Annotated in this window: 20 protein-coding genes and 3 pseudogenes; 15 read left to right on the plus strand and 8 right to left on the minus strand. The window is 71.0% G+C overall.

The genetic code is table 11. The features are described 5' to 3' along the window. Positions 1–809 precede the first annotated feature (809 nt). The 5 genes from ACIQ9E_RS06770 to ACIQ9E_RS06790 all read left to right on the plus strand — a co-directional run bounded on the left by ACIQ9E_RS06770 (position 810) and on the right by ACIQ9E_RS06790 (position 4,285). Positions 810–1,739, plus strand: coding sequence for a hypothetical protein (locus ACIQ9E_RS06770; protein ID WP_403703046.1), 930 nt, complete (start codon positions 810–812; stop codon positions 1,737–1,739). A gap of 237 nt (positions 1,740–1,976) precedes the next feature. Then, the gene (locus ACIQ9E_RS06775; RefSeq protein ID WP_403703049.1) at positions 1,977–2,225 is read left to right on the plus strand and encodes a hypothetical protein; all 249 of its coding nucleotides are present in this window, start codon (positions 1,977–1,979) and stop codon (positions 2,223–2,225) included. A gap of 10 nt (positions 2,226–2,235) precedes the next feature. After that, positions 2,236–3,369, plus strand: coding sequence for a hypothetical protein (locus ACIQ9E_RS06780; protein WP_403703052.1), 1,134 nt, complete (start codon positions 2,236–2,238; stop codon positions 3,367–3,369). 39 nt (positions 3,370–3,408) lie between these two features. Next, entirely contained in the window at positions 3,409–3,756 is a 348-nt protein-coding gene (locus ACIQ9E_RS06785) for a hypothetical protein (protein ID WP_403703055.1), read from the plus strand. A 241-nt stretch (positions 3,757–3,997) separates the two neighbouring features. After that, complete coding sequence (locus ACIQ9E_RS06790) at positions 3,998–4,285, plus strand: hypothetical protein (RefSeq protein ID WP_403703058.1); 288 nt, start codon at positions 3,998–4,000, stop codon at positions 4,283–4,285. Between the two features lie 45 nt (positions 4,286–4,330). Here the strand turns inward: ACIQ9E_RS06790 and ACIQ9E_RS06795 are convergent, their stop codons facing one another. Continuing rightward, positions 4,331–5,290, minus strand: a complete 960-nt coding sequence (locus tag ACIQ9E_RS06795) for a hypothetical protein (RefSeq protein WP_403703061.1) — start codon at positions 5,288–5,290, stop codon at positions 4,331–4,333. A 1,218-nt stretch (positions 5,291–6,508) separates the two neighbouring features. Between ACIQ9E_RS06795 and ACIQ9E_RS06800 the strand changes: the two are divergent. From ACIQ9E_RS06800 to ACIQ9E_RS06815, 4 genes and pseudogenes are all read left to right on the plus strand, one after another. After that, positions 6,509–6,783: pseudogene (locus ACIQ9E_RS06800) on the plus strand (IS701 family transposase); the annotation flags it as partial. Positions 6,784–6,849: 66 nt separating this feature from the next. Then, on the plus strand, positions 6,850–7,485 hold the full coding sequence (locus ACIQ9E_RS06805; protein WP_403703064.1) for a hypothetical protein: 636 nt from the start codon (positions 6,850–6,852) through the stop codon (positions 7,483–7,485). A 114-nt stretch (positions 7,486–7,599) separates the two neighbouring features. Next, positions 7,600–8,256, plus strand: a pseudogene (locus tag ACIQ9E_RS06810) (transposase); the annotation flags it as partial. After that, a complete protein-coding gene (locus tag ACIQ9E_RS06815; protein ID WP_403703066.1) occupies positions 8,253–8,588 on the plus strand; it encodes a hypothetical protein in 336 nt (111 codons plus the stop codon). The pseudogene ACIQ9E_RS06810 and the gene ACIQ9E_RS06815, both read left to right, overlap by 4 nt. Positions 8,589–8,779: 191 nt before the next feature. Here ACIQ9E_RS06815 and ACIQ9E_RS06820 read toward each other — a convergent pair whose 3' ends face one another. The 4 genes and pseudogenes from ACIQ9E_RS06820 to ACIQ9E_RS06835 form a co-directional block, all read right to left on the minus strand. Continuing rightward, on the minus strand, positions 8,780–9,151 hold the full coding sequence (locus ACIQ9E_RS06820) for a hypothetical protein (RefSeq protein ID WP_403703068.1): 372 nt from the start codon (positions 9,149–9,151) through the stop codon (positions 8,780–8,782). 325 nt (positions 9,152–9,476) lie between these two features. After that, positions 9,477–9,788, minus strand: coding sequence for an SAM-dependent methyltransferase (locus ACIQ9E_RS06825; protein WP_403704019.1), 312 nt, complete (start codon positions 9,786–9,788; stop codon positions 9,477–9,479). After that, a pseudogene (locus tag ACIQ9E_RS06830) lies at positions 9,776–10,093 on the minus strand (SAM-dependent methyltransferase); the annotation flags it as partial. The pseudogene ACIQ9E_RS06830 and the gene ACIQ9E_RS06825, both read right to left, overlap by 13 nt. Before the next feature lie 435 nt (positions 10,094–10,528). Continuing rightward, positions 10,529–11,494 carry a pirin family protein gene (locus ACIQ9E_RS06835; RefSeq protein ID WP_403703071.1) on the minus strand — a complete coding sequence of 322 codons (966 nt, stop codon included), beginning with the start codon at positions 11,492–11,494 and terminating at the stop codon, positions 10,529–10,531. 177 nt (positions 11,495–11,671) lie between these two features. Here ACIQ9E_RS06835 and ACIQ9E_RS06840 point away from each other — a divergent pair, with 177 nt between their 5' ends. Further along, complete coding sequence (locus ACIQ9E_RS06840) at positions 11,672–12,007, plus strand: tetratricopeptide repeat protein (protein ID WP_403703074.1); 336 nt, start codon at positions 11,672–11,674, stop codon at positions 12,005–12,007. An 83-nt stretch (positions 12,008–12,090) separates the two neighbouring features. On the opposite strand, the gene ACIQ9E_RS06845 is transcribed toward ACIQ9E_RS06840, so the two are convergent. Beyond that, positions 12,091–13,254, minus strand: a complete 1,164-nt coding sequence (locus ACIQ9E_RS06845) for an Ig-like domain-containing protein (protein WP_403703077.1) — start codon at positions 13,252–13,254, stop codon at positions 12,091–12,093. Between the two features lie 403 nt (positions 13,255–13,657). On the opposite strand from ACIQ9E_RS06845, the gene ACIQ9E_RS06850 reads away from it, so the two are divergent. The 5 genes from ACIQ9E_RS06850 (at position 13,658) to ACIQ9E_RS06870 (ending at position 19,570) form a co-directional block, all read left to right on the plus strand. Beyond that, a complete protein-coding gene (locus tag ACIQ9E_RS06850) occupies positions 13,658–14,854 on the plus strand; it encodes a lipid II:glycine glycyltransferase FemX (protein WP_403703080.1) in 1,197 nt (398 codons plus the stop codon). After that, positions 14,851–16,584: a murein biosynthesis integral membrane protein MurJ gene (murJ, locus tag ACIQ9E_RS06855; protein ID WP_403703083.1), complete on the plus strand. Its 1,734-nt coding sequence runs from the start codon at positions 14,851–14,853 to the stop codon at positions 16,582–16,584. The genes ACIQ9E_RS06850 and murJ overlap by 4 nt, the downstream gene beginning before the upstream one ends. 45 nt (positions 16,585–16,629) lie before the next feature. Beyond that, entirely contained in the window at positions 16,630–17,313 is a 684-nt protein-coding gene (locus ACIQ9E_RS06860; RefSeq protein WP_403703086.1) for a response regulator, read from the plus strand. Between the two features lie 209 nt (positions 17,314–17,522). Continuing rightward, on the plus strand, positions 17,523–18,971 hold the full coding sequence (locus ACIQ9E_RS06865) for an ATP-binding protein (RefSeq protein WP_403703089.1): 1,449 nt from the start codon (positions 17,523–17,525) through the stop codon (positions 18,969–18,971). Then, entirely contained in the window at positions 18,968–19,570 is a 603-nt protein-coding gene (locus tag ACIQ9E_RS06870; RefSeq protein WP_403703091.1) for a hypothetical protein, read from the plus strand. Before ACIQ9E_RS06865 ends, ACIQ9E_RS06870 begins: the two co-directional genes overlap by 4 nt. Positions 19,571–19,604: 34 nt before the next feature. Here ACIQ9E_RS06870 and ACIQ9E_RS06875 read toward each other — a convergent pair whose 3' ends face one another. After that, complete coding sequence (locus ACIQ9E_RS06875; protein WP_403703094.1) at positions 19,605–20,828, minus strand: S8 family peptidase; 1,224 nt, start codon at positions 20,826–20,828, stop codon at positions 19,605–19,607. A 65-nt stretch (positions 20,829–20,893) separates the two neighbouring features. Then, positions 20,894–22,471, minus strand: coding sequence for an SDR family oxidoreductase (locus tag ACIQ9E_RS06880; RefSeq protein ID WP_403703097.1), 1,578 nt, complete (start codon positions 22,469–22,471; stop codon positions 20,894–20,896). Positions 22,472–22,739 lie beyond the last annotated feature (268 nt).

Below are 22,739 nucleotides of genomic sequence, written 5' to 3' on the forward strand. Positions count from 1 at the left end.
TACCGCTGCGCACCCAGGGCTGCTGCGACCTCTGCGCCCGCGGCTACGAGCCCAGCCCCGACACCTACATGGCGTCCACGCCCCCGTGGCCCACCGGCTCGCCGCCTTAACGACCCCGCCCCGGCCACGCAGGCCGGGGCGGAGCCCGATCACGGGTCGGCCGCAGCATCGGCAAGAGGCCGGCCGCCCCGCTCCCCTCACCCGAAAATTTCGAGATCAGGAGAACACCAGCATGCCTCGTCTGCCCCTCACCACCGAGCGTCTGGCCCTCTTCGGCACCCTGCTCGCCACCTTCGGCGAGCTCCACCCCGCCTGCGACCACTGGGTCCAGGAAATCGAAGACGGCTTCGCGCAAGTGTCTGTACGGCGACGACCTGGTCCACGCCGACGGCTCCCCCGCCACCGAGGACTCCACCCGCCCGACCATGACCGCCGGCACCCTCGGCCGCCGCGCCGTTGCCTGCCACGTCATTTCTGTCGGACTTCTCGGAGGACGAGCTGTGGGCGCCCTTACGTATGTCGTGATCAGTGCCTCTGCTCCGGGCCGCTGCGGTGCACGACACGTGATGCGGACCGCGGCGGCTTGATGTGGCGACGTAGGCGCGGCCCACCGGCCCTACCCCGAAAAATCAAGTGAGCCCTTCGCCGTAGGCGAGGCACAATCCCAGGGGAATTTGGGGCGAGGGGGAGTTTGTTTGGACGTGTTCGCGTGTGCCGAGTGCGGCTCGGAGCTGACGGCGCCGATGTCCCGAGTGGCCCTCCCGGTCCACACCCATCACGGGGGATGGGAGGAACTTCATCCTCCGCTGATGGAGCCCGCGACGTACGCCGTCGACCCCCGACCCACAGGACCGCCGTGGCGGTTGTGGGAGGAGGTCGGAGAGGACGCTGCTGCCAGGCAGGGCGTGTACGCGCCGGTGTACTCCGTCTCCTTCGGCGCGCGGAACAGGATCGTCATCGCCCCCGGCGACTCCCGGTCCATGACTCTGATACCCGAGAAGTGCGAGGGCTACTGCCAGGGGTTGGACGGCCGGGCCGGCCCCAACCTGGCGTGCGAGGGGTGCGGGCGGGCCGTGGCGACCCGCCTGGACGACTGCGGACTGTGGCAGACCGTGTGGCTGGAGCCCGATGCGGTCGTACGCCGCCCCTCGGGGTTCCCCGCCGGTCCACCTCTCGACTGGGACGAGCTCGAGCGCGCCGAACACCGCGTACTACCCGTCGAACCCGACGGGTCGTGGAGCCGTCGCTGGGAGGCAGCGGTCGGGGTCGCGCTGGCCCACCTCGTGGCAGCCACCGAGGACCGCCCTGTGATCCTTCCCGCAGGTCCCGTCACCGAGCTGCTAGGCCACGCCGCCGGCCGGTACCTGCCGGCCGGGCCCGATGCCCGTACCGTGGGGCTGGCCGGCCCAGGAATCTGCCCGCCCCGGCCCCGTCCCGACATCCTCCTCGTCCCCTGCCACCCCCTCACGGGCGCACCCTGGCGTCCACCCGGCGACGACGCGGCCGTGGTGCCGCTGGACAGCGGAGTCTGGGCGTACCTCGCCTACCCGGGCGAAACCTCACCGATGCCCGCTGCGGGGGTACTTCCGGACGGCGTCCTGCGCGACGACTATCCCCTGCCGCCGCGCCCCTGGCGCCCGCTGACGCCCCACCACCGCGCCTTCGTGTACACCCTGGTCGGACTGCCCGCCATACGCACTCCCCGGCTGCGCAGGCACCACGACGCGTACCGATCATGAACGCCTGACCGGGCGTCCAGGGCGCCGCGATCGCAACGGTCCGCTCATCCTTCGGTTCGGATCACAGGTCCCTCTGATCCTCCAGGCCCTTCCTGGTGGTTCCCGTAGGACGGGGGTGGGATTCCTCGGTGTGAGTAGCGGCTCAGCGGGGTCGGCATACAGAGCTTTTGAGCTGGCCCATCAGTCCTCAAAGGCGCTGGTGCCAACCACATCGAGACCCTACGCGCCGAGAGCCACATGACCCGTGGCGCGGTCACCCGCCCGCTGGTCGCCCTGCGAGTCCTCTTCGAGGACCAGGCCGTGCGCGCCGCCGCCGACCACATGATCACGCTCACCTACGCGATCCGGAACGCGTACGCCACCACCGAGGACCTGACCGCCGCCCGCGAAGCAGCGAAGGACGCGCACGACCAGTTCGTCAAGGCCGCCGCCCGCGACCTCAGCCCCGCCCCGTCGGGCATTGAGGCCAACCGCACCCCCGAATAGGAGCCACCCGATGAAGCGCCCTCTCTTCCGCCGCTGCGGGACCGCTCCCGGCGCTCTCTCCCCCAAAGACCAGGCCGTCCTCGACGAGTTCCGCGCGATGCTCGCCGCCGTACGCACCCCGAAGCCGTGGACGCCCGGCAACGGCCGGGACGTCGCCGTGAGGGTCGGCCCGTTCATCGAGCGCGCCCACGCCCGGCCCGGCGACGACCACGGCCCCGACCTGATCGCCGTCACCCTGGTCCACCCCGACACCCCGCACGCCGCGGCCTACCTCCACGGCCACCAGCTCGGCTACACCGGCAAGGGCTGGCTACGCTGCGAGGCGACCGCGATCCTCGACACCTGGCAGCCGGCCTACACGATGCTCACTCACGCCGCCGCCAACCTGCCGCTCCCCGACGACGTCGGCATGGCCCCCGCCCGCTACGGAGTCCACGTCGAAGCCCGCCGAGCCGACGGCACCGGCCACACGCTGCTGCGCCTCGGGCCGTACTTCCAGACCTGGGTCGCCTCCCACGACGCCGACCACCTCAACAACGCGCTCGCGGGCCGGGCGGCCACCGTCATCCCCGGGGTCACAGTCACCGCGAAGGAAGCGCTGTTCGACATCAGCGACCACGAGAGCTACACCGACCCGTACCTCGCCGACGTCACCGCGCTCCTGACCGACGCCCTTGCGGGCGGCCAGGAGACAGACGACCGTCGGCGTCTGCGGCCGTTGTGGTCCAGCACCAGCGGCTGTCCCGGAGATCCCATCCCACACTCACACAGGAGGAGTTGTTCATGGCCCAGGCCCGAATCACCACCGCTGTCGCCACCCGGAATGGCACCCGCAAGTACAGCTGCGACGCCGCCTGGGTCCACCGGGCCCCCGGCACCGATATGGTGGCCGCCGTCATCGTGGACGGCATCGGCAACACCCCGAAGAAGGCCGCGTTCTCCCGCTTGGCCGCCGACTGCATCGCCCGCCTCTCCCTCCGCCGCGACCCCCTCCTCGGCATCCTCCACGGCGCCGCTCTCAACGCCATGCCCGTGGGAATCCGCATCCCGGAGGACGGGGTCGCCGTTGCGGCCGTGGCCACCCCGAACGGGCGCACCGCCATCGCCCGGACCGGAGATGCCCTCATCTCCGGCTGGACGGTGAGAAGCTGGTGCACCGCTCCACCGTGCAGACCATGGGCACGTGGCTGCGGGCCTGGGGCGGGACGGCGTCACCCTCCACCCCCAGGACGGCCCTGACGAGACCATGCCAGTGGAACAGGGAGCCCTGGTCCTGGACGATCTGGCGCGCTCGACGCTGGGAAGGTGCAGCGCCGACACCATCCCCCTGTGCTTCATCGAGGACCCGGTCGTGATCCTCACGAGCGACGGCGCCCACGGGCAGATCCCCCACCAGGTCATGGAAGACCTGGCCCGCGAGCACGCCGAAAACCCCCGCGCCCTGGCGGACGCGACCGTCGCCGCCGCCAGGCCGGACAAGACCGGCTACAGGGATGACGCCACCGTGATCGTGCTGAAGACCCGGGCGTAGCTGTACGCCTGGCTCCTCCGATGAGAGCAATCAGTTCCCCGTGAAGCCCTGCCCCGGACTCCGGGGCAGGGCTTTTTCCATTTTAGGAGGTTTTTGGTGATCTGTCTGTCTGCCGTTTCCAAGGGAAACGACAGACAGGATCCCGACCCGGTTCGAGCACGGCCCTCCGTCAACCCCCAGACAGGACAACGTGATCCCCCAATCCCTTCCCCTGCCGGCCAGGCCTGGCCACACTAGTGCGATGCCGATAGACCCCAGAACGGTCCTCGTGGTAACAACGGAAACTGACGGCTTCGACTACGGGCGAACTGTCCTGCACCGGTGGCTGGTGTGGAGTGGGTTGCAAGCTGATGTGGCCGACTGCCTGACAGAGATTCAACAGCAGGCAGCCTCCGGAGGCGCCACAGCAGTCGTGGCTGCGCGAATCACGACCGAATCGAACACCTACACCGCCATACCTCGCGCCTCTGACCGCGTAGAGACAACGGTGCTCTACCAGATGTACGGCACCGCCGTCAGATACGAATAGTCCCAGAGTTCCCTCCCACGACGGTGCGGCGCAGAATGCCGGTGTTCAGCGCGGGGCTGCAACCGCTGCCGCGGCCGCAGTCAGGATGCGGCGAAGGACGGGGAGCGGGATGGCCGGGTTGGTGACCGCAGCACGTGCCGTGTCGCGGTCGTGCAGCAATCCGGCCAGGACGCGGGCCGGCAGCCGCGGATTGCGCACCGCAGCGTCGCGGACGCAGGCCTCCGGGTCGTTCAGCAACCGGACCGCATCGGCCGGCGCCAGCCGTGGGTCCTGCGCCGCGCGGCGGCGCACCTCGGCTTCGGGATCCCGGGCCAGGCGCGCGACGTCGGCCGGTGCCGACTCAGGATCATCCAGGGCCAGACGGCGCATCCGCCCGCTGGGGTCGGCGATATGGCGCAGCAGCCCAGTACGGGGGAAGTTGGGGTGGCTGCGGGGCCGGTCGGGACGGCTGAGGCTCCCGTCCCACCAGCGCCAGACCTCAAGCAGCACGTCGGCCGGGGCGTCCTCGCACGATTCGGCGAGGAAGAGGCGGACCACCTGGTCCTCGTCCCGGGCCAAGAGCGCGACGACATCCTGCGGGAGGTGCCGGGCCCGGGCCACACTGCGGCGGACCAGCGGATGGGACGATGCGGCGAGACGACGCATCGCGTCGGCGTCACCGTGCAGGTCTTCGACCCAGGGCAGGGTGTGCGACATCAGGGACGGGTCGAAATCGTGGCACACGGCCGCACGCTGCTCCTCGGTGAGATCGGCGCGCCGCGCCACCTCGGAGCGGATGTCACCCCGCAGGTCCTGCGCCAGCACGATGACACCGTGTTCGCCCAGGCCCGGGTTGGCGGCCAGGGTCCGGCGTACTTCCGCGTCCCCGTCGCCGACCAGCTCCGTCTCCAGCTCGGGTGCGAGACGGCACCGTTCGAGCGCTCGCCGCGGTTCGGGCAGGGCGGCGAAAACCTCCCGGGGCATGGGTACCCCGGTGTGGTGGGCGAGCAGCGCGGCCGTACGCACCGCCTGGTCGGCATCGGCAGCAACCGTTCCCGCAGCGGCGCAGCGAGATCCTCCCAACGGGCGCAGACCGCCGCCCGCACCCGAGGATCGGCGTCGGCCGCAAGGCCGGGGAGGTGCTGCACGGGGAGCCCCGGGAGCTCGGCGGCCCACGCGCGGGACGGGCCGGCAAGGAGATCGTCGTACAGGTCCTCGGGAAGCTCGGCACCCTGGAAGCAGGCGCGCTCCGCCCAGAGCACACGTCGGTACGGCGACGGCTCGGCACGGACCAGGCGTACCCAGTGTTCCGACGTGAGCCCGGACCGGCAGCTGTCGGCGACCCTCGACCGTACCTGCGGATCGGGGTGCGCCACGGCGGCGTCGAGGACGGGGACCGATCGCATCCGTGCAGAAAGTCCTCGTGCACATCCAGCAGCCTGATCAGCATCTCATCCGTCGCGGATGGATTTGCCCCTATCCCCTCCGCCCAGTGCACAGGCCACGCACGCCGGCCCGGCACCGCCGCCCACACCTCGGCGCGCTCGCACTCCGTCTCGATCCCGGAGGCCGCAGCGCCCTCCTCCAGCCGCTCCGGCAGCCGGTCGAGGGCGGTCACCCGAGGCCCGCCCGCGCCGGGCAGCTCCGCCAGCAGCACCTGCCCGTCGAGGGAGAGCGCCACGAACCCGGGTTCACCGGTCAACTCCGGTACGCCGCTCCCGGTGTACCGGACCCGGGTCCACTGGGCGTCGTTGCCGCCGATCCGATGTCCGAGGACCGCCACCAGGAACTGGCCGTCGGCATCGCAGAGACGGCGCCACCACGCGGCATCGAGTGCTTCGCGGCCCACTCCGTCGGGCGCGGCGATCCCCCGCGCAATCCGCCAGCCGGCCTCCGGCGGGAACAACCTGCCCGGGCGTACGTCCTCGACGACCATGAGTCCGGCGCACGCGAGGAGCTCACGGAGTTTCTCTTGTCGCTGCACACGGCCATGATCCCCGTCGGCTCACACCCGAACAAGATCGAGCACATCGACCCCGCACGCAGATCTGACCGCTCCGCTCCCCCAGCCGGAGACCCGTGCCCAGAGCGACTGCCCCCATCTCTCCTGGCGGTCAGGGCGCTTCGGCGCATTCGTCGACGTACGCGCAAACCCGATGAACCCCAAGCTCGGTAGTCGGCCTCCCATGCCCCCGTCACCGCGGAGACGACGCCGACCTGATGCAGTCCCCCGTCGACACCGGACTTGACGAGCACCAGGTCCGCCGCTGGACCTCCTGGCATCGCTGGACCACCCTGGCCTTGCTCGCTCACGCCTTCCTGGTGGTCACGGCCGCTCTCGAACGCGCTGCCACAGCAACAGCCACCGAGCTCACCCCACTGACCTGCGGAGAGATCCAACGCCTCTTCGCCGCATTCGCCGCGGCCCGGCGCATCGACTCGACTGGTCACGCTGGCGCCGAAGACATCAGCCCCGTGCGCGCAGCAGCCATTACCAGCGCCAGGCCCTCCAACAGTAACCTTCCTGTCACGGCACTAGCTTTCCCCATCGTCGGCCGGAGCGATGTCAACGTGAAGGAACACGGATGAGCGTGATGGGGGTCTGGGTGGTCGGCGTCGTGGCGGACGACGTCGTTGAGGAAGCACGCCGCCGATTCCCCGACGCTGCCGGAGCCCACGGCACGTGGCCGGAGTCGTCCGCCGACATGATCCAGTGGCGCGAGCGTTTCGAGCCCGCAGGGTTGTTCGAAGGGATGCCCGAACGGCCGTCGCGCACCGGCGAAATCGTGCGCTTCGCCGACGCGGTCAACAAAGTTCGTAACGACGAGACCGAGGTGGATGAATTCCAGGACTATTTGCTGCAAGCGGGCCCTCAGCAAGACGGCGAAGGCCTGTTCTGCGCTGCCGTACCCAGGGGCGACGGCGCGGCGGCGCTCATGTGGGCGCTCGGCCTCGACACGACGCTCCGACTCCCAGGGTGCTGCGGACAGTTCCTGTTCGATGCTGCCCAGGTATGTGCCGCGCTCCCCGCGGCCGAACAAGCGCTCGTTCTTCACCCGCTGCGTCGGGCCCACGTGGCCGCCCGGGTACGGCTGTGGCTGGACGAGATGGCGGACGACCCAAACCACGACGTCGACGAGCTGATCGACGGCCCGCTTCGGGTGCTGCGTTACGCGGCGCGCACGGGAGTTGGCGCGGTCGGTCTCACCCTGTGGTACTGAGAGGAACTCAGGGAGCAATGCTCAAGACCTGTCGATCGGTTTCGGAAGGGACGCGAAGGGCGTACCTTCCCGAATGATCCTTTGATGGTCACCGAGTAGGCCCGTGTTCGCAGCGCGGGTCGGGAAGGCACGCCCGTGACCCGTCTGACGAAGCAGTGGCAGGAGAACCACGCCGCCTTCCAGGACCGAGACCTGTCCGACCGGGACTTCGTCTGCGTATGGGCCGACGGGGTCCACCCGAAGGTCGGGCTCGGCCAGGCGCACTCGTACGTGCTGGTCCTTCTCGGCGTCCGCCTGGACGGCACCAAAGAGCTGATCGCTCCGGCTGAGGGGCTGCGGGAGTCCACCGAGTCGTGGGCCGACCTGCTGCGCGACTGCCGCCGCCACGGCATGCGCGATCCCGAACTGGTCATCAGTGACGGCGCGATGGGGCTGTGGAAGGCGCTCATCGAGGTGTTCCCCGCCGCCCGGCACCAGCGCTGCTGGGTCCACAGAGCCCGGAACGTCACAAACTGTCTTCCGACAGAGCACTGGGTCCACCTGCGGACCACGAACCCGATCGAGTCCACGTTCTCCACGGTCAAGCTGTTGACCAAGGTCACTTGCGGGGCTGGCAGCCCCGCCGCGGTCCTCGCGATGGTCTTCAAGCTCGTCGAGTCCGCCCAGACCCGCTGGCGCGCGATCCCCAGGGCCCATCTCGTCGCCGTTGTCCGTTCCGGAGCCCTCTTCGAGAGCGGCGTCCTGGTCGAGCGCGCCGAGGCGGCGGCATGACCGCGCACGCCAACCCGGACAAGCACGCAGTCAAGGTCGAACTGCAGATCGACCAGGTCGCCGTCGTGACCGCGACCGAGGCAACTGCCACCGTGCGCTGCACACTCGGGCCCGTTCGTCGCGGAGCGCGCTTCGACCGCATCCGCGACGCCGTGGAAGCCATCGACCTGGAACTGACGCAGATCCTCGCCTACCACCGCTCCGCCGAGGAGCTCGACCCCGTCCACACCGCACTCGTGACCCTCCGAGGCCGAGGCGTCCAACACCTCACGTCAGCCACCCCGGGCTCCCGCTGGCAGACGATCCAGGGAACCAACCCTCCAACATCATGAGCAACCCATCCACAGATATTGACTATTGCTCCCTTCCCCGCACCGCATGGCGACTACTCGACAATGACGGGTTCTTCGTCAGCAACCCCCGGATTTCAGCACTGCACAAACGCCACCTGCGCTTGGCGCAAGGTCGGATAACAACACCTGACGGAGTGTGGGGCCGACACGAGTCGCCCCACGCACACACATCACGCCGTGAAGGCATCCCAGGGCGCCTCCGGGTCCGCCCAGGTTGGCGGCCCCCACGCCAGCGCACCGTTCACCAGCCCCGCCATGGCCCCCGTCACCAGTGACGGCACCTCAAGCGCATCGGCAGTCTCCTGCAAATACTCCGTCAGCGATCCGAACTCGCACCGCCGGTCCGCGTACCGGCTCCAGAACCACAACTGCCCCGTCTCCATGTCCACGCACAGCCCCGACGTGCGATCGTCGGCCCCGAACGAGCACACCGGAATCCGCACGGGCCGCCAGGTGACGATCTCCTGATGCGGCGAGTGCCGGCCTCCGCCGAATTCATCCCTCGGCTCGCGGACGGCCTGCGCCGCATCAACCCGCGCCACCCCCAAGCCCCGATCCCCGCGGGCCTCTACCTGAGCTGCCTGGCCGACCTCGACGACCCCCGCGCCGTACCCGTGATCGCCTCAACCCTGGACTGGGCCGTCGGCCAGGAATGCTGGAGCGTGGTGACTGAGTGCCACAAAGCCCTCACCGCCTTCGGTCCGCCGCAGCATCCACCCGGAGCCTCGTCAAGCCCCTGGCCAGTCGCGATCACCCGAGCAGCCTACCGAGATGCCCGGCGGGAAGTCCTGAGGCGAGTCCTTGACGCGGATGCCTGGCCGGTCTCGGACCTGGCCTGTTCCGGATGCGCGTACAGGGGGCGTCTTGTCAGGGATTGCGGGCGATGGCGGCGTAGGTGGAGGCTTCGGCGTCGGTGACGGTGTCCATGGGGCCGTCGGGGTCGGGGCGCCAGGTGCGGGTGGGGACGAGTCCGGGTTCGGCGAGGTCCCGGCCGGTGAAGAACTCAGCGATCTCCTCACGGGTGCGGGGCGTACGGGGGTTCCGGCGGCGGCGTAGGTCTCGGTGACCCGGGCGACGCCGACGGGGTCGAAGTCGGGGGTGGCGTGGCTGATGCCCTGCTGGGCTGCGTGGCGGGTGCCCCGGCGCATGAAGCGGCGGTTGACGCGGGCGGCGACGAATGCCGAGGGGAAGATCTGGAGGGTTTTGACGGCGGTTTCCCGGTCGGCGGGGAAGTTGGTGATCCCAGCAAGGTAGAAGTCGTACATGCGGGCCGAGTGCGCACGGTCCATCGCAAGATCGACTTTATCGTTCATGCACGCTGAGCCCCCTGTTGCTGATTTTTTCGGCCGCACACCGGCCGAATTGATGGAACTGGCATCATTTTGCGCAGGGTCACAGAGGACGGGAGCCGAGTCTCCGACCCTTCTCAGGCAACCTCGGTCGCGCTCCTCGTACACGGGCTCAGTCTTCACGAACACGACCATGGGCCTGACCCAACGTATCCACGACCTCAGCGCGGGCACCCCAGTTCATGCCCGGGGGGCCCGCACCGGGGCACCGCCAACTCCGCACCTTGTCGACTTCGCACAAAGAGGCAGACCGAACGCCACGATCTCCGCAACCCGAACATGGGCGGCCGCTTCCCGGCTCGGACTGCACCCATCGCGTACGAGCCCCCACGCCGCCTCACCCCACGGCCAACTCACCATCGCCACCTGACGCCCCGCCAGTAAAGGCAGCAAAAGTCAGCAAGCGTTCTGCCACAGCCAGCCACAACCGACCACAGCCCGGACTGCCGCGAGCGCCGCGTACCAGCTACCGAACAGGCCGGGGGCCCACCGCGCACAGAGACGGAACGTGAGAGCAAAGCGCAGCCGCAGGTAACTCATCCGCCACGGGCGCACCTTCATTCATACAGGTCAGCGCACTCTTCCCCGGGGTTTCAAGGGCACCGGCGGCAGCTCGGGGGCCGGGAGGGGATCGCCGTCGTAACCCATGACCTCGCCGAAGCGTGTGCCTTCCATCCAGTCTTGGCGCGCCTGCACGATCTCCTCCTGGGACCTTCCGATCCAGTTCCAGAACATGATCAGCTCCTCCTCGAAGGGCTCCCCGCCGAGGAGCATCAGAGCGGCGTCGGACCCGGCGCGCAGGGCGAGGCCGGTCCGGCCGCAGCCGAGGTAGAGCATGGAGCCGGGGAGGACGGGAACGCCGTCCACCACGGCCTCTCCGGACATCGCCAGGACCGCGTACTCGAAGTCGCGGTCGAGGGGGAGGCGCAGCTCCGCGCCGTCACTGAGCGTGAGGTCGGCGCCGACGATGGGGGTGTAGGCGGTGCCCGGTGAGGTGGTGCCGTCGAGGGTGCCCAGGATCACCGTGGCGGTCAGGCCCGGGGCGGTGACGGCGGGCAGGTCGGGGTGGTGTTCGAAGTGGGGGTCCACCTGGCGGTGGGCGTCCGGGAGCGCGACCCAGAGCTGGGCGCCGTGGAGGTAGCGGGCGTGGGAGCGGGGGCTCTCCTCGGAGTGGCTGATCGCCCGGCCGGAGGTCATCAGGCCCAGTTCGCGGGGGCGGATGGTGGCGAGGCTGCCGGTGCTGTCGCGGTGCAGCACCTCGCCCTGGTGGAGCCAGCTCACCGTCTGGAGGCCCATATGGGGGTGGGGCGGTACCTGCATACCGGGCTCGTCGGCGATGTCGTCGGGGCCGTAGTGGTCGACGAAGGCCCAGGCGCCCACCATCCGGCGGCCCAGATTGGGCAGCAGCCTGCGGACCTCCGTGGACTCCCCGAGGCGGACCGTACGGGGGCTGAGGAGTTCGCGTACCGGCTCGGCGACGACGAATCCACGACCGCCGCAGACGGAGAGGGCGGCCTGACGATCGAGATTGCTCATGGCGCTCAACCTATTCCCGCGGGGGCGCGCCGGGCAGCCCCCACGCCTCGCGGAGGGGACGGATGCCGGAGCGGCCGTACCCCGGAACCGGGTAGTGGAATATTGAACGAGCTGCTCGGGTTGGCAGGGACAGCGGCGATCGGAAGCCGCCCGAAGCCACCCGAGGGAAGGAAAGCCGTGAGCGAGACCTACTACGAGTTCGGCACCCCCGCCGAGCGGTGGGACCGGGCGCAGATGTTCTTCGACAGCAAGGAATACCTGACCGCCGCCCGGATCCTGCGCGGACTCGTCGAGGAGGCGCCGGAGCAGCTCGCGGCGCGTCTGCTGCTCGCGCGGGCGTACTACCACTCCGCCCGGCTCGGGCCGGCCGAGACCGAGCTGCGGACCGTCCTGGAGCAGAACCCCTCCGAGTACTACGCCCGGCTGATGCTGGGGCGGACGCTGGAGCGGCAGGGACGGGCCGCCGAGGCGGCGCCGCATCTGCGGATGGCCGCCGTGATGAACGGCGACTGAACCGCTCCGGCGGCGCAGAGCAGGGAAACACCGCACCGGCGGGCGAGAACGCCCGCCGGTGCGGTGCTGTGCCGTGGGGCGGCTCAGCTCAGGGCGCTGCGCTTCTGCCACTGCTCCCAGGTCTCGTTCCAGTTGCTGAAGCCGTTGCCCTGGACCGGGATGCCCTTGTGGTCCTTGCCGGTGGTCTCGAACGGCGTACCGACCTTGATGTCCTTGTAGAAGGAAGAAGCCTCGGCGGTGCTCATGCCGATGCAGCCGGAGCTCTTGTTCGCCCTGCCGAAGTACGAGGCGTTCCACGGCGCGGCGTGGACATACATCCCCGACCAGGTCAGCCGCATCGAGTAGTCGACCATCTTGTTGTAGGCGTCGCCCAGGCCCACGGTCTCGGAGTTCATGTTGATGGTGCCCTCCTTGGAGATGAGCACCGTGGTTCCGCCCCAGGACCGCTTGTCGCCGCCGGGAGTGCCGCCGGAGACCGGGATGGTACGGACGGGGCTGCCGTTCCGCTCCAGGACGAGCTTCTTCCGGTCGAGGTCGACCTTGACGACCTCCTGGGCTCCGATGGTGAACTTCGTCGCGTAGTCGCGGGCGAACATCCGCTTCTCGGACGTGGCGATGCCGTTCAGCGGGGCGTCGACGGTGACCTGGGTGCCCGGCTTCCAGTACTCCTCGGGCCGCCAGTCGATGCGGTCCTTGCCGTCGTAGTGCTTCAGCCAGCCCCAGGAGCCCACGGTGTTGTTGGAGGTGGTGACCTTGAGGGCCTTCTCCACCTCGGCCCGGCTTTCGGCCCCGACGGGGTAGTCGAAGACGAGGGAGATCGGCTGCCCGATGCCGACGGTGGTGTTCTTGCCGGGCCACCAGGTGACCAGGTTCTTCTTCTCCGCCTTGGCGGTGGTGAAGGCGGCGTTCGTGCTGCCCGCGGTGCCGCCCTCGGTTGTGGTGGCCGCGGTGATCCGGTAGGAGGCGCCGGCTCCGGCCTTGCGGTCCGAGGTCCAGACCGTGTCGTTCGCCGACAGCTTTCCGGTGACCGCACCGCCGTCGCCGTCGGTGACCTGTACGGAGGTCAGCTTGCCGCCCTGGGCGGTCACCTTGATGGGCTGACCGGCCTTCACACCGCTGCCGCTCGGGGTCACCGCCACCGTCGCCGGCTTGTCCGCCGCCTTGGCCGAGCCCGCCTTGCCGTCGCCGCCCGAACCGTCGGAGGAGCAGCCGGCGAGGGCGAGGGGAGCGAGCACGGCGGCCGCCACCGCGAGGCGTGTGGCCGGGTGACGAACGGGGCGCGCGGATATCGGGCGCAACGGATCCTCCGTGGGGAGCGGGGATTCGAGCCCGCCGGCAGGGTCCGGCGAGTTCGGCGAATCCGGGATTCGGCGGTTGTCGGTGGTGTCCGTCCGGTGTCGAGGGGGTGGGTGCACGGCGCGTTCCAACGCAACACCCGTCCACCGCTCAAACGTTCCATGGGGACATCCCTGACCCTAATGCCGAAAACCAGCAGGTGAACGCCCTGACCCCGATGTAACGGCCTCTGATGAGGAACGGTCATCGTTCTGTCACATTCCTCGCGCGATGCGGTCATGGGCCGCTGTGAGCATCCTGCCGTCCCCGCCGTCCGGCGGGCTCCAGGATCACGACCGGAAGGCGGCTCACACCGTGTCAGCACTTCTTGTGACAGGCCGGGACGGACGAGAGGACTCCACCGGCCCGCGTATCCGGCTGGCGCCCGTCGACGCGGTGACGTATCGCGCGTTCCTCGGCTCCGCCCGCGGGGTGGCACTCGGCGCCGGTTTCCTCCAGTGCCCTTCCTGGGCCGAGGTCAAGGAGGGCTGGCAGTCCCTGCTGCTGGGCTGGGGGCCCGATCCGGCGGCGGGCCCGGCCGGGCTCACCGGGGTCGCCCTGGTCCTGCTGCGCCAGTTCCCCGGCACCCGGCGCTGTTTCGCCTATCTGCCCGAGGGCCCGGTGGCCGACTGGTCGGACCCGGAGCCGGACCTCTGGCTGGAACCGCTGCTGGAGTATCTCCGCGGCGCGGGTGTCTTCGCGGTACGGATCGGCCCCTCCCCCGCCTACCGGACCTGGCGGGGCGGCGCCCTGAAATCGGCTACGGGGCCGGGCCGGAGGCTGGCCGATGTCCTCGACTGCGAGGTCGATCCGCTGGGCACGGCCGTGGCGGAGCGGCTGCGCGCCCGGGGCTGGCGGCGCTGCGGCGGTGCCGACGGCGGCGATGCCCAGCCGCGTCACGTCTTCCGGGTGCCGCTCGCCGGGCGGTCCCCGGAAGAGCTGTGGGACGGGCTCAACCAGGAGTGGCGGCGCAATGTGCGGCGGGCCCGCAAGGAGGGTGTGGAGGTGGTCGTCGGCAGCGCGGCCGAGCTGCCCGACTTCTTCCGGCTGCTGGAGGTGACCGAGCGGCGCGACGGGTTCCGGCTGGGCCGCTCCCTGGCGTACTACCAGCGTCAGTACGCGGCCCTGAACGCCGAGGAGCCGGGCCGGATGAAGCTCTGTCTGGCCCGGCACCGGGGCGAGATCCTGGCCGCGCACACCATGGTGACCGTGGGCCGGCGGGTCTGGTACCAGACCGGCGCCTCCGCCGACCACCGCCGCGAGGTCCGGCCGTCGAACGCGCTCCAGTGGCGGATGCTGATGGACGCCCACGCTTCCGGCGCACAGGTGTACGACATGCGCGGGGTACCCTCCACACTCGACCCCTCGGACCGTTCGTACGGGCTTCTGCGCTGGAAGCTCGGCACCGGGGGGCATGTTGTGGAGACGCTGGGGGAATGGGAGAGACCGCTGGGCGGGGCCACCAACCATGCGCTGTACCGGGCGTTCCAGGCCTATCTGGCACGCCGGTGAGTCCGGCGCCCACGGCCACCGCGCCGGCGGAGCCGGGGGCCGGGCGGAAGAAGGCCCCTTCCGTCGCGCGCAGCGGCGCCCTGATGGCCGCCGGGTCGATCGTCTCCCGGGCGACCGGTTTCGTCCGCTCGGCGGTGGTCGCCGCCGCCCTGGGCATCGGGCTGACCGCCGACGGTTACGCGGTGGCCAACGCCGTGCCCATGATCCTCTACATGCTGCTGGTCGGCGGGGCGCTGAACGCCGTCTTCGTGCCCGAACTGGTCCGGGCCGCGAAGGAGCACGCGGACGGCGGCATCGCCTACACCCAGCGCCTGCTGACCGTGTGCGCCGTCGCCCTGCTGGCGATCACCGGGGCGGCGGTCGCCGCCGCCCCGCAGATCGTGGAGCTGTACACGGGCTACCGCGGTGCGCAGGCGGAGCTGACGGTGGCCTTCGCCCGCTACTGCCTGCCCCAGATCTTCTTCCTCGGGGTGTTCACCGTGCTGGGGCAGGTGCTCAACGCCCGCGGCAGGTTCGGCGCGATGATGTGGACGCCGGTCCTCAACAACATCGTCGTCATCTCCGTGTTCGGGCTGTATCTGGTGGTCGGCGACGGCGGCGCGCTCAGCTCCGCGGAGCGGGCGCTGCTGGGCTGGGGCACCACGGCGGGCATCGCCGTCCAGGCGCTGGCGCTCGCCCCTTCGCTGCACCGGGCGGGTTTCTCCTGGCGGCCCCGGTTCGACTGGCGCGGCAGCGGGCTGACCCGCCCGTTGCGCGCCGCGGGCTGGCTGGTGCTGCTGGTCCTGTCCAACCAGGCCGCCTACTGGGTCGTGACCCGGCTGGCGACGGCGGCCGGACGGCGGGCGGCGGAGCTGGGCATCGACGGCGGCGCGGGCTTCAGCGCGTACAGCAACGCCTATACGCTCTGGATGGTGCCGCACGGCATCATCACCGTGTCCCTGGTGACCGCGCTGCTGCCGCGGATGAGCCGGGCCGCCGCCGACGGCGATCCCCTCACGGTGCGCCGGGACGTCTCCTACGCGCTGCGGACGAGCGCGTCGATGATCGTGCCCGCCGCCTGTGCCCTGCTGGCGCTGGCCCAGCCGGTGATGACGGTGGTGTACGGGTACGGGCAGACCGATCCGGGGGATGTGGCGCTGATGGCGGGCATCCTGATGGCATTCGCACCGGGGCTGGTCGCTTTCTCCGGGCAGTACGTGCTGTCGCGGGCGTTCTACGCGCTCTCCGACACCCGGACCCCGTTCTTCCTCAATCTGGTGACCGTGGCGGTGAACGCGGGGCTGGCGGTGACGGCGTACTTGCTGCTGCCCGCGCGCTGGGTGGTCACCGGGCTGGCCGGGGCGTATTCGGTGGCGCTGTTCGCGGGCTGGGCGGTGACGGCGCTGGTGCTGCGGCGCAGGCTGCTGCCGCCGCCGGCGGCAACGGTGCCCGGGCAGCGGGGCCGGCACGGCCGCCGGTCGCGGCGCCGCCGTCCGGAGCCGTTGTGGCGCTCGGCGTCCTTGGGGACGGTCGCGAGGCTGCTGGTGGCGGCGGTACCGGCCGCAGGTCTCGGTTACTTGACGGCCCGGGTGACGGGCGACGCGGCCGGGGCTCCTGCGGCGGGCGCGGCGGGTGCCCTGGTGGTCGGGGCCGTCTTCGTCACCCTCGCCCGGCCGCTGCGGCTCACCGAACTCGACACCGCCGTCTCCGGTGCCGTACGACGGCTGCGCAGGCGTCCCGCGCGCGGCTGACCGCATGGGAGCGAACCCGGAAAACAGTGGGGAAAGAGGGGTGTGATGCCACGCGTACTGCTGATCGAGGACGATCCGTCGGTCCGTGAGGGGGTGGAGCTGGGGCTGCGGCGCCGCGGCCACGAGGTCGCGGCGACGGCCACCGGCGAGGAGGGGCTCGCGGCGCTGCCGGAGTTCCGGCCGGATCTGGTGCTGCTGGACCTGATGCTGCCCGGGGTCAACGGGGTGGAGGTATGCCGCCGGATCCGGGAGGCCGGCCAGTTGCCGATCATCATGCTGACCGCGCGCGGCGACGATTTCGACATCGTCATCGGGCTGGAGGCCGGTGCCGACGACTACATCGTCAAACCGGCCCGTACGGAGGTCATCGAAGCCCGGATCCGGGCGGTGCTGCGGCGCATCGAAGAGCCGGGCGCCGGACAGCCCGCGGTGGAGCGCCACGGTGATCTGGCCCTCGACCGTTCGGGGCTGACCGTCACCAAATGCGGGCGGGAACTGGCGCTGGCGCCGTCGGAGCTGAAGCTGCTGCTGTATCTGAGCGCGGCACCGGAGCAGGTGTTCAGCCGTCAGCAGTTGCTGGAGCAGGTGTGGGAGCACGGCTACCACGGGGACGCCCGGCTGGTGGACGCCTGTGTGCGGCGACTGCGCAACAAGATAGAGGATGTGCCCGGTACGCCCCGCTACATCCAGACGCTGCGGGGCTTCGGCTACCGCTTCGGCCCGTTGTGAGCGGGACGGTGTCCCGATTGCGGAAACGTAGCGGCAGGGCGGACGGACCCAGCCCGGCGGGGGCCGGAGGACGGCATTCGGGTACGGGCCGCAGGCCGCGGCGGCGGGCCCGCGAGGACCGGCCGGCGCACGGGTCCGCCCGTTCCCCGGGGCCCGGTTCCGGTTTCCGGCGGCGGTCCCGGCGTTCGACCCCGGGGCTCCGGACCCGTATGGTCTTCGCGTTTCTGCTCGTCGCAGCCGTCACTGCCGGATCGACCGCCACGCTCACCTACCGCGAGGCGCGCAATTCGGTGCTCCAGGCGTCCCAGGATCTCGCCGTGTCCAGCTTCCGCGAAGTGGTCAGCGAATCCGCTTACGATCTGCCCCCCGGTCCCGACGATCTGAAAGGACGGCTGGAGGCCTTCGCCCGGCGGGGGAAACCCCGCCACTGGCACGTCTTCGCCGAGTACGGGACGACGGTGCGCGAATCGTCGGGAACGAGCCCCGTCTCCACGGTGATCACCGACGAACTCCGGCGGCAGGCGGCGGACCGTCCCACCGGCAGCTTCCAGCGGGTCGTCAAGAACGGGGTGCCGTATCTCGTCATCGCCATGCCCATGGTGCTGCGGATGGGCCTGCTGGACACCGGCCTCGACACGGGCATGGTCCTCTACGCCGTCGTTCCGCTGGAGCAGGAGGGGGCGCAGGTCGACGCCCTGGTCACCGCCGCCCGCAACGGTGCCGTCCCGGGGCTGGCGATCGCGCTGATACCCGCCCTGCTGGCGGCCCGCAGCGTCCTGCGCCCGGTACGGGAGCTGCGGCGGGCCGCCCTCAGCATGGGCAGCGGCAGACTGGACACCCGGATCGCCGTCCGGGGCGGCGACGAACTCTCCGATCTCGCCCGGACCTTCAACGATACGGCAGCCGAGCTGGAACGGTCGGTGACCGGACTGCGCGAGGCGGAGGCCCGGGCCCGCCGCTTCGCCTCCGACGTCTCCCATGAACTGCGCACCCCGCTGGCGGGCATGCTCGCGGTCACCGAGCTGCTGGACGAAGACGCGGCCGCGGCCGGGCTCGACCCCGATACGGCCCGCGCGGTCCGTCTGATCAGCACCGAGACGGAGAAGCTGGCCGTGCTGGTCGAGGATCTGATGGAGATCTCCCGCTTCGACGCCCGTGCGGCCGAACTCAACACGGACGAGGTCGACGTGGCCGAGACCATCCGCCGCACGCTGGCGATCCGGCACTGGACCGGCCGGGTCGGCACGGAACTCCCGGACGGGATCCGGGCCCGGCTCGACCCGCGCCGCTTCGACGTGGTGATGGCCAATCTGGTCGGCAACGCGCTGCGGCACGGCGGGGATCCGGTGACGGTCACCCTGCGCCGGGGCACGGCCGACGACGGCAGCCCGCTGCTGGTCGCCGAGGTCGCCGACGGCGGCCCCGGGATCCGGCCGGAGGCGCTGCCGTACGTCTTCGACCGTTTCTTCAAGGCGGACCAGGCCCGGACCCGGTCGGCGGGCAGCGGGCTGGGGCTGGCCATCACCTCGGAGAACGTCGCACTGCACGGGGGCACGATCCGGGCGGCCAACGCGCCCGGCGGGCGGGGCGCCGTCTTCACGGTGGCACTGCCCCTCGACGGCGGACCGCGCGGGCGGGCCCCGGAGGAGGAAGCATGATCCGGCGAGGGCAGGCGGTACGCGGCGGACGGCGAGCCTGCGCGGCGGCGGTGGCCGCCGTACTGCTCACGGGCTGCGGGGTCGGCGCCACCGAGCCCGTCGAGGCGGGCGGTCCCGCGGTCTTCGCCCTCGGGGCCCGGCCGCAGGAGTGGACGATGCTCTTCTTCCGGTCCCCCACCGACCGCCCGGTTCCCGTACTGCGGGTACGCGACCCGTTCACGAGCAGAGTTCCGACGCCCGTTCTGCTGGCGGAGGCCGTCGACGCCCTGCTGGCGGGGCCGTCGGCGACGGAGCGCGCCACGGGCCTGTCCACCGCGCTTCCGAAGGTACGGGCCGGAGCTGCCCGGGAGACGGAGAACGGCATGCTCGGCGTCGATCTGCCCGTTCCCGTGCGGAATCTCGACGAAACCGCCGTACAGCAGCTGGTGTGCACGATGGCGTACACGAGGGACCGGAACGGCCGGGCCCGGGTTGTCGTCACCGGCACGGACGGAGCCAGGGAACCGGCCGGCTGCGAACTGGCCGTCGACCTCGCCCCGACCCGGCCGACGACCAGCCCGGTACCGGAGCCGCCGCCCGCGCCGAGCGGAGCGGGGTGACGGCCCCGGCACGGTCGGCCGGTCGCGTCGGCGGTTACAGACCGCCGGTGTACAGCAGACGGTTGGGCGATGTCTTGCTGATTGTCAGGATGTCCTTGGTGGACTGGAGGACCAGCCAGTCCGCGATCTGCTCCGGGGTGGCCGCGGGGTTGGCGGCCTTGTAGAGGAGCGCGACCCCGGCGACATGGGGGCTGGCCATCGACGTACCGTCCAGGGCGATGCTGCCGCCGCCCAGTTTGGCCGAGAAGATGGCCTTGCCGGGGGCGTAGAGCGACAGGCAGGGACCGAAGTTGCTGAAGTCGGTCTCCTTGTCGAGATGGTCGGTCGCGCCGACGGTGACCGTGCGCTGCGCGCTCGCGGGCGAGACGTCACAGGCGTCGCGGGCGTCATTGCCCGCCGCGACGACCGGAAGGGTCCCCCGCAGGGAGACATTGGTGACCGCGTTGTTCACGGCCTGGTTGCGGTCGCCGCCGAGGGAGGCGTTGATGACGGCGGGCTGGCGGGCGTTCTGCGCGACCCAGTCGAAGCCCGCGATGATCCCCGACCAGGGCCCTCGGCTGTCGCAGCCGAGGACCCGGACGCTGACCAGCTTCGCCTGGCGGGCGACACCGAAGTCGGCGCCGCCGACCGTGCCCGCGACATGGGTGCCGTGGCCGTTGCAGTCCCGGCCGTTGCGGCCGTCGCCCATGGCGTCGAAGCCGGGGACGGCCCGGCCGCCGAACTCGGGGTGGCTGTAGTCGATGCCCGTGTCGACGATGTAGGCGGTGGCACCGACCCCGGTGCCCTCGATGTTGAACTCCTGGTTGAGCGGGAGGTACGGCTGGTCGATCCGGTCGAGGCCCCAGCTGAAGGCCTGGAAGCGGTTCTGCGGGGAGGGGACGGGGCGGGCGGATGCGGTGCCGTCCTCCTCGACGACCTTGACGGCCGGTACCGCCCGTACGGCCCTGAGCTGTGCGGGGGTGAGTTTGGCCGCGAAGCCGTTCAGTACCGCCGCATAGGTGAAGAGCGGTTTGAGTCCGGGCAGCGTCTGCTTGACGAAGGCGCCCGGCTTCGTTCCCTTGTGCAGCGTCACGATGTACTGGCCGGGGATGGGCGCGGGCGTCTTCCGCAGGGGCGCCGGGTCGGCGCGCGTGACACCGTCGGTGGACGGCCCGGGTTCGGGTGCGGCGGCCGCGCTGCCCGCCGCCGACAGCGGTGCGACGGCCGTGAGCAGAACGGCCGCCGCGGCACAGGCACGGAGCCTGGAGTGGATTTTCATGGCCCGACCCTGACAAACCATGATCGATAATTCCATCACCTTATGTGGCGATTTGCGGTACTGGCTCAGGGTGCGGAGGGCGGCGTCCCCCGATCGGATGCCCGCCCCGCCTTCCGGGCGCCGTCGGACCGCTCCGGCTCGCCCGCTCCGGCGGCCGCGGCCCGGGTGATGTTGCGGACCATTCCGCCGAACACGAACGCATGGAACGGTGCCACGCTCCACCAGTACGCCTGGCCGAGCAGTCCGTGCGGATGGAAGAGGGCCCGCTGCCGGTAGCGGGCGCGCCGCTCCCCCAGCGGTTCGCAGCGCAGCTCCAGCCAGGCCAGGCCGGGCAGCCGCATCTCGGCGCGGAGCCGCAGCAGCCTGCCCGGTTCGATCTCCTCCACCCGCCAGAAGTCGAGGGAGTCACCGATCCGCAGCCGGGTGGCGTCCCGGCGGCCCCGGCGGAGTCCGACACCGCCCGCCAGCCGGTCGAGATGGCCGCGAACGGCCCAGCCGAGCGGAAAGGAGTACCAGCCGTTCTCGCCGCCGATGGACTCGACGACCCGCCACAGCTCTTCGACGGGCGCGTCCACCGTCCGTTCCCGCTCGTCGGTGTAGAGGCTGCCGCCCGCCCAGTCGGGGTCGGTGGGCAGCGGATCGCTGGGGGTGCCCGGTACCGAGGCGGAGGACCAGCGGGTGGTGACCCTGGCCTCCCGTACGCGGCGCAGCGCCAGCGCCACCGAGGTGTCGAAGTCCAGCGGATGGCCCGGGACCTCGGGGACATGGCGGGCGATGTCGTTCTCCCGGCACACCACCTCGTGGCGGAGCGACTCGGCCAGCGGGCGGGCGAGCGCGCCGGGGACGGGGGTGACCAGCCCGACCCAGAGCGCCGACAGCCTGGGCGTGAGGACGGGGACGGGCAGGATCAGCCGTCGCGGGAGTCCGGCGACCGCCGCGTAACGGAGCATCATCTCGCGGTAGGTCAGTACGTCGGGGCCGCCGATGTCGAAGGTCCGGTTGATGTCCGGGGGCATGCCGGCGCTCGCGGTGAGCGCGCGCAGCACATCGCGGACGGCGACGGGCTGGATCCGGGTGCGGACCCAGCGGGGGGTGATCATGACCGGCAGCCGTTCGGTGAGATAGCGGAGCATCTCGAAGGAGGCGGAGCCCGAGCCGATGATGACAGCGGCCCGCAGGACGGTGGTGGGGACGCCGGAGTCCAGGAGGATGCGGCCGACTTCGGCGCGGGAGCGCAGATGCGGGGAGAGTTCCCGCTCCGGGACCCCGGCGGGGGTGAGCCCGCCGAGGTAGACGATCCGCCGGACGCCCGCGGCGCGGGCCTGTTCGCCGAAGATCCGTGCGGCGCGCCGGTCGGTCTCCTCGAATCCCTTGCCGGTCCCCAGTGCATGGACGAGGTAGTACGCGACGTCGATGCCGTCCATGGCGGCGGCGACGGACGCGGCGTCGGTGACATCGCCGCGCACCACTTCGGCGCGGTCGGTCCAGGCGTGGTCGCGCAGGGCCAGGGGCGAGCGGGCCAGGGCCCGGACGCGGTGTCCGGCCGTGAGCAGTTCGGGGACGAGCCGGCCGCCGATATAGCCGGTGGCGCCGGTGACCAGGCAGTGCAGTCCGCCGCCCGGCGGCGTGGGTTCCGGGGTCATGGGGGCCTCCGAGGTGTGCGGGTGGTACGGACGATGCCTACCACGCCGGGCCGGGGAAGGCGGTGGACGGCGGGGCCGGCCGGCAGGGCGCGGCGCGGCCGGCGGGGTTCGGCTCCGCCGCCCCCTTGCGCCGACGGCGCGGCGTCTGTCAGATTCTCCCCGCGGCTTACATGTCATGAACACGCCACACATCACGCATATGCCGTACCACCGGCGTGTGCGTCTCCTGCCACACCCGGCAGGACTCCATCCCCCACACAATGGAGAA

The sequence above is a fragment of the Streptomyces sp. NPDC094448 genome (assembly GCF_044763775.1).
In the GTDB taxonomy this organism is placed as follows: Bacteria; Actinomycetota; Actinomycetes; order Streptomycetales; family Streptomycetaceae; genus Streptomyces.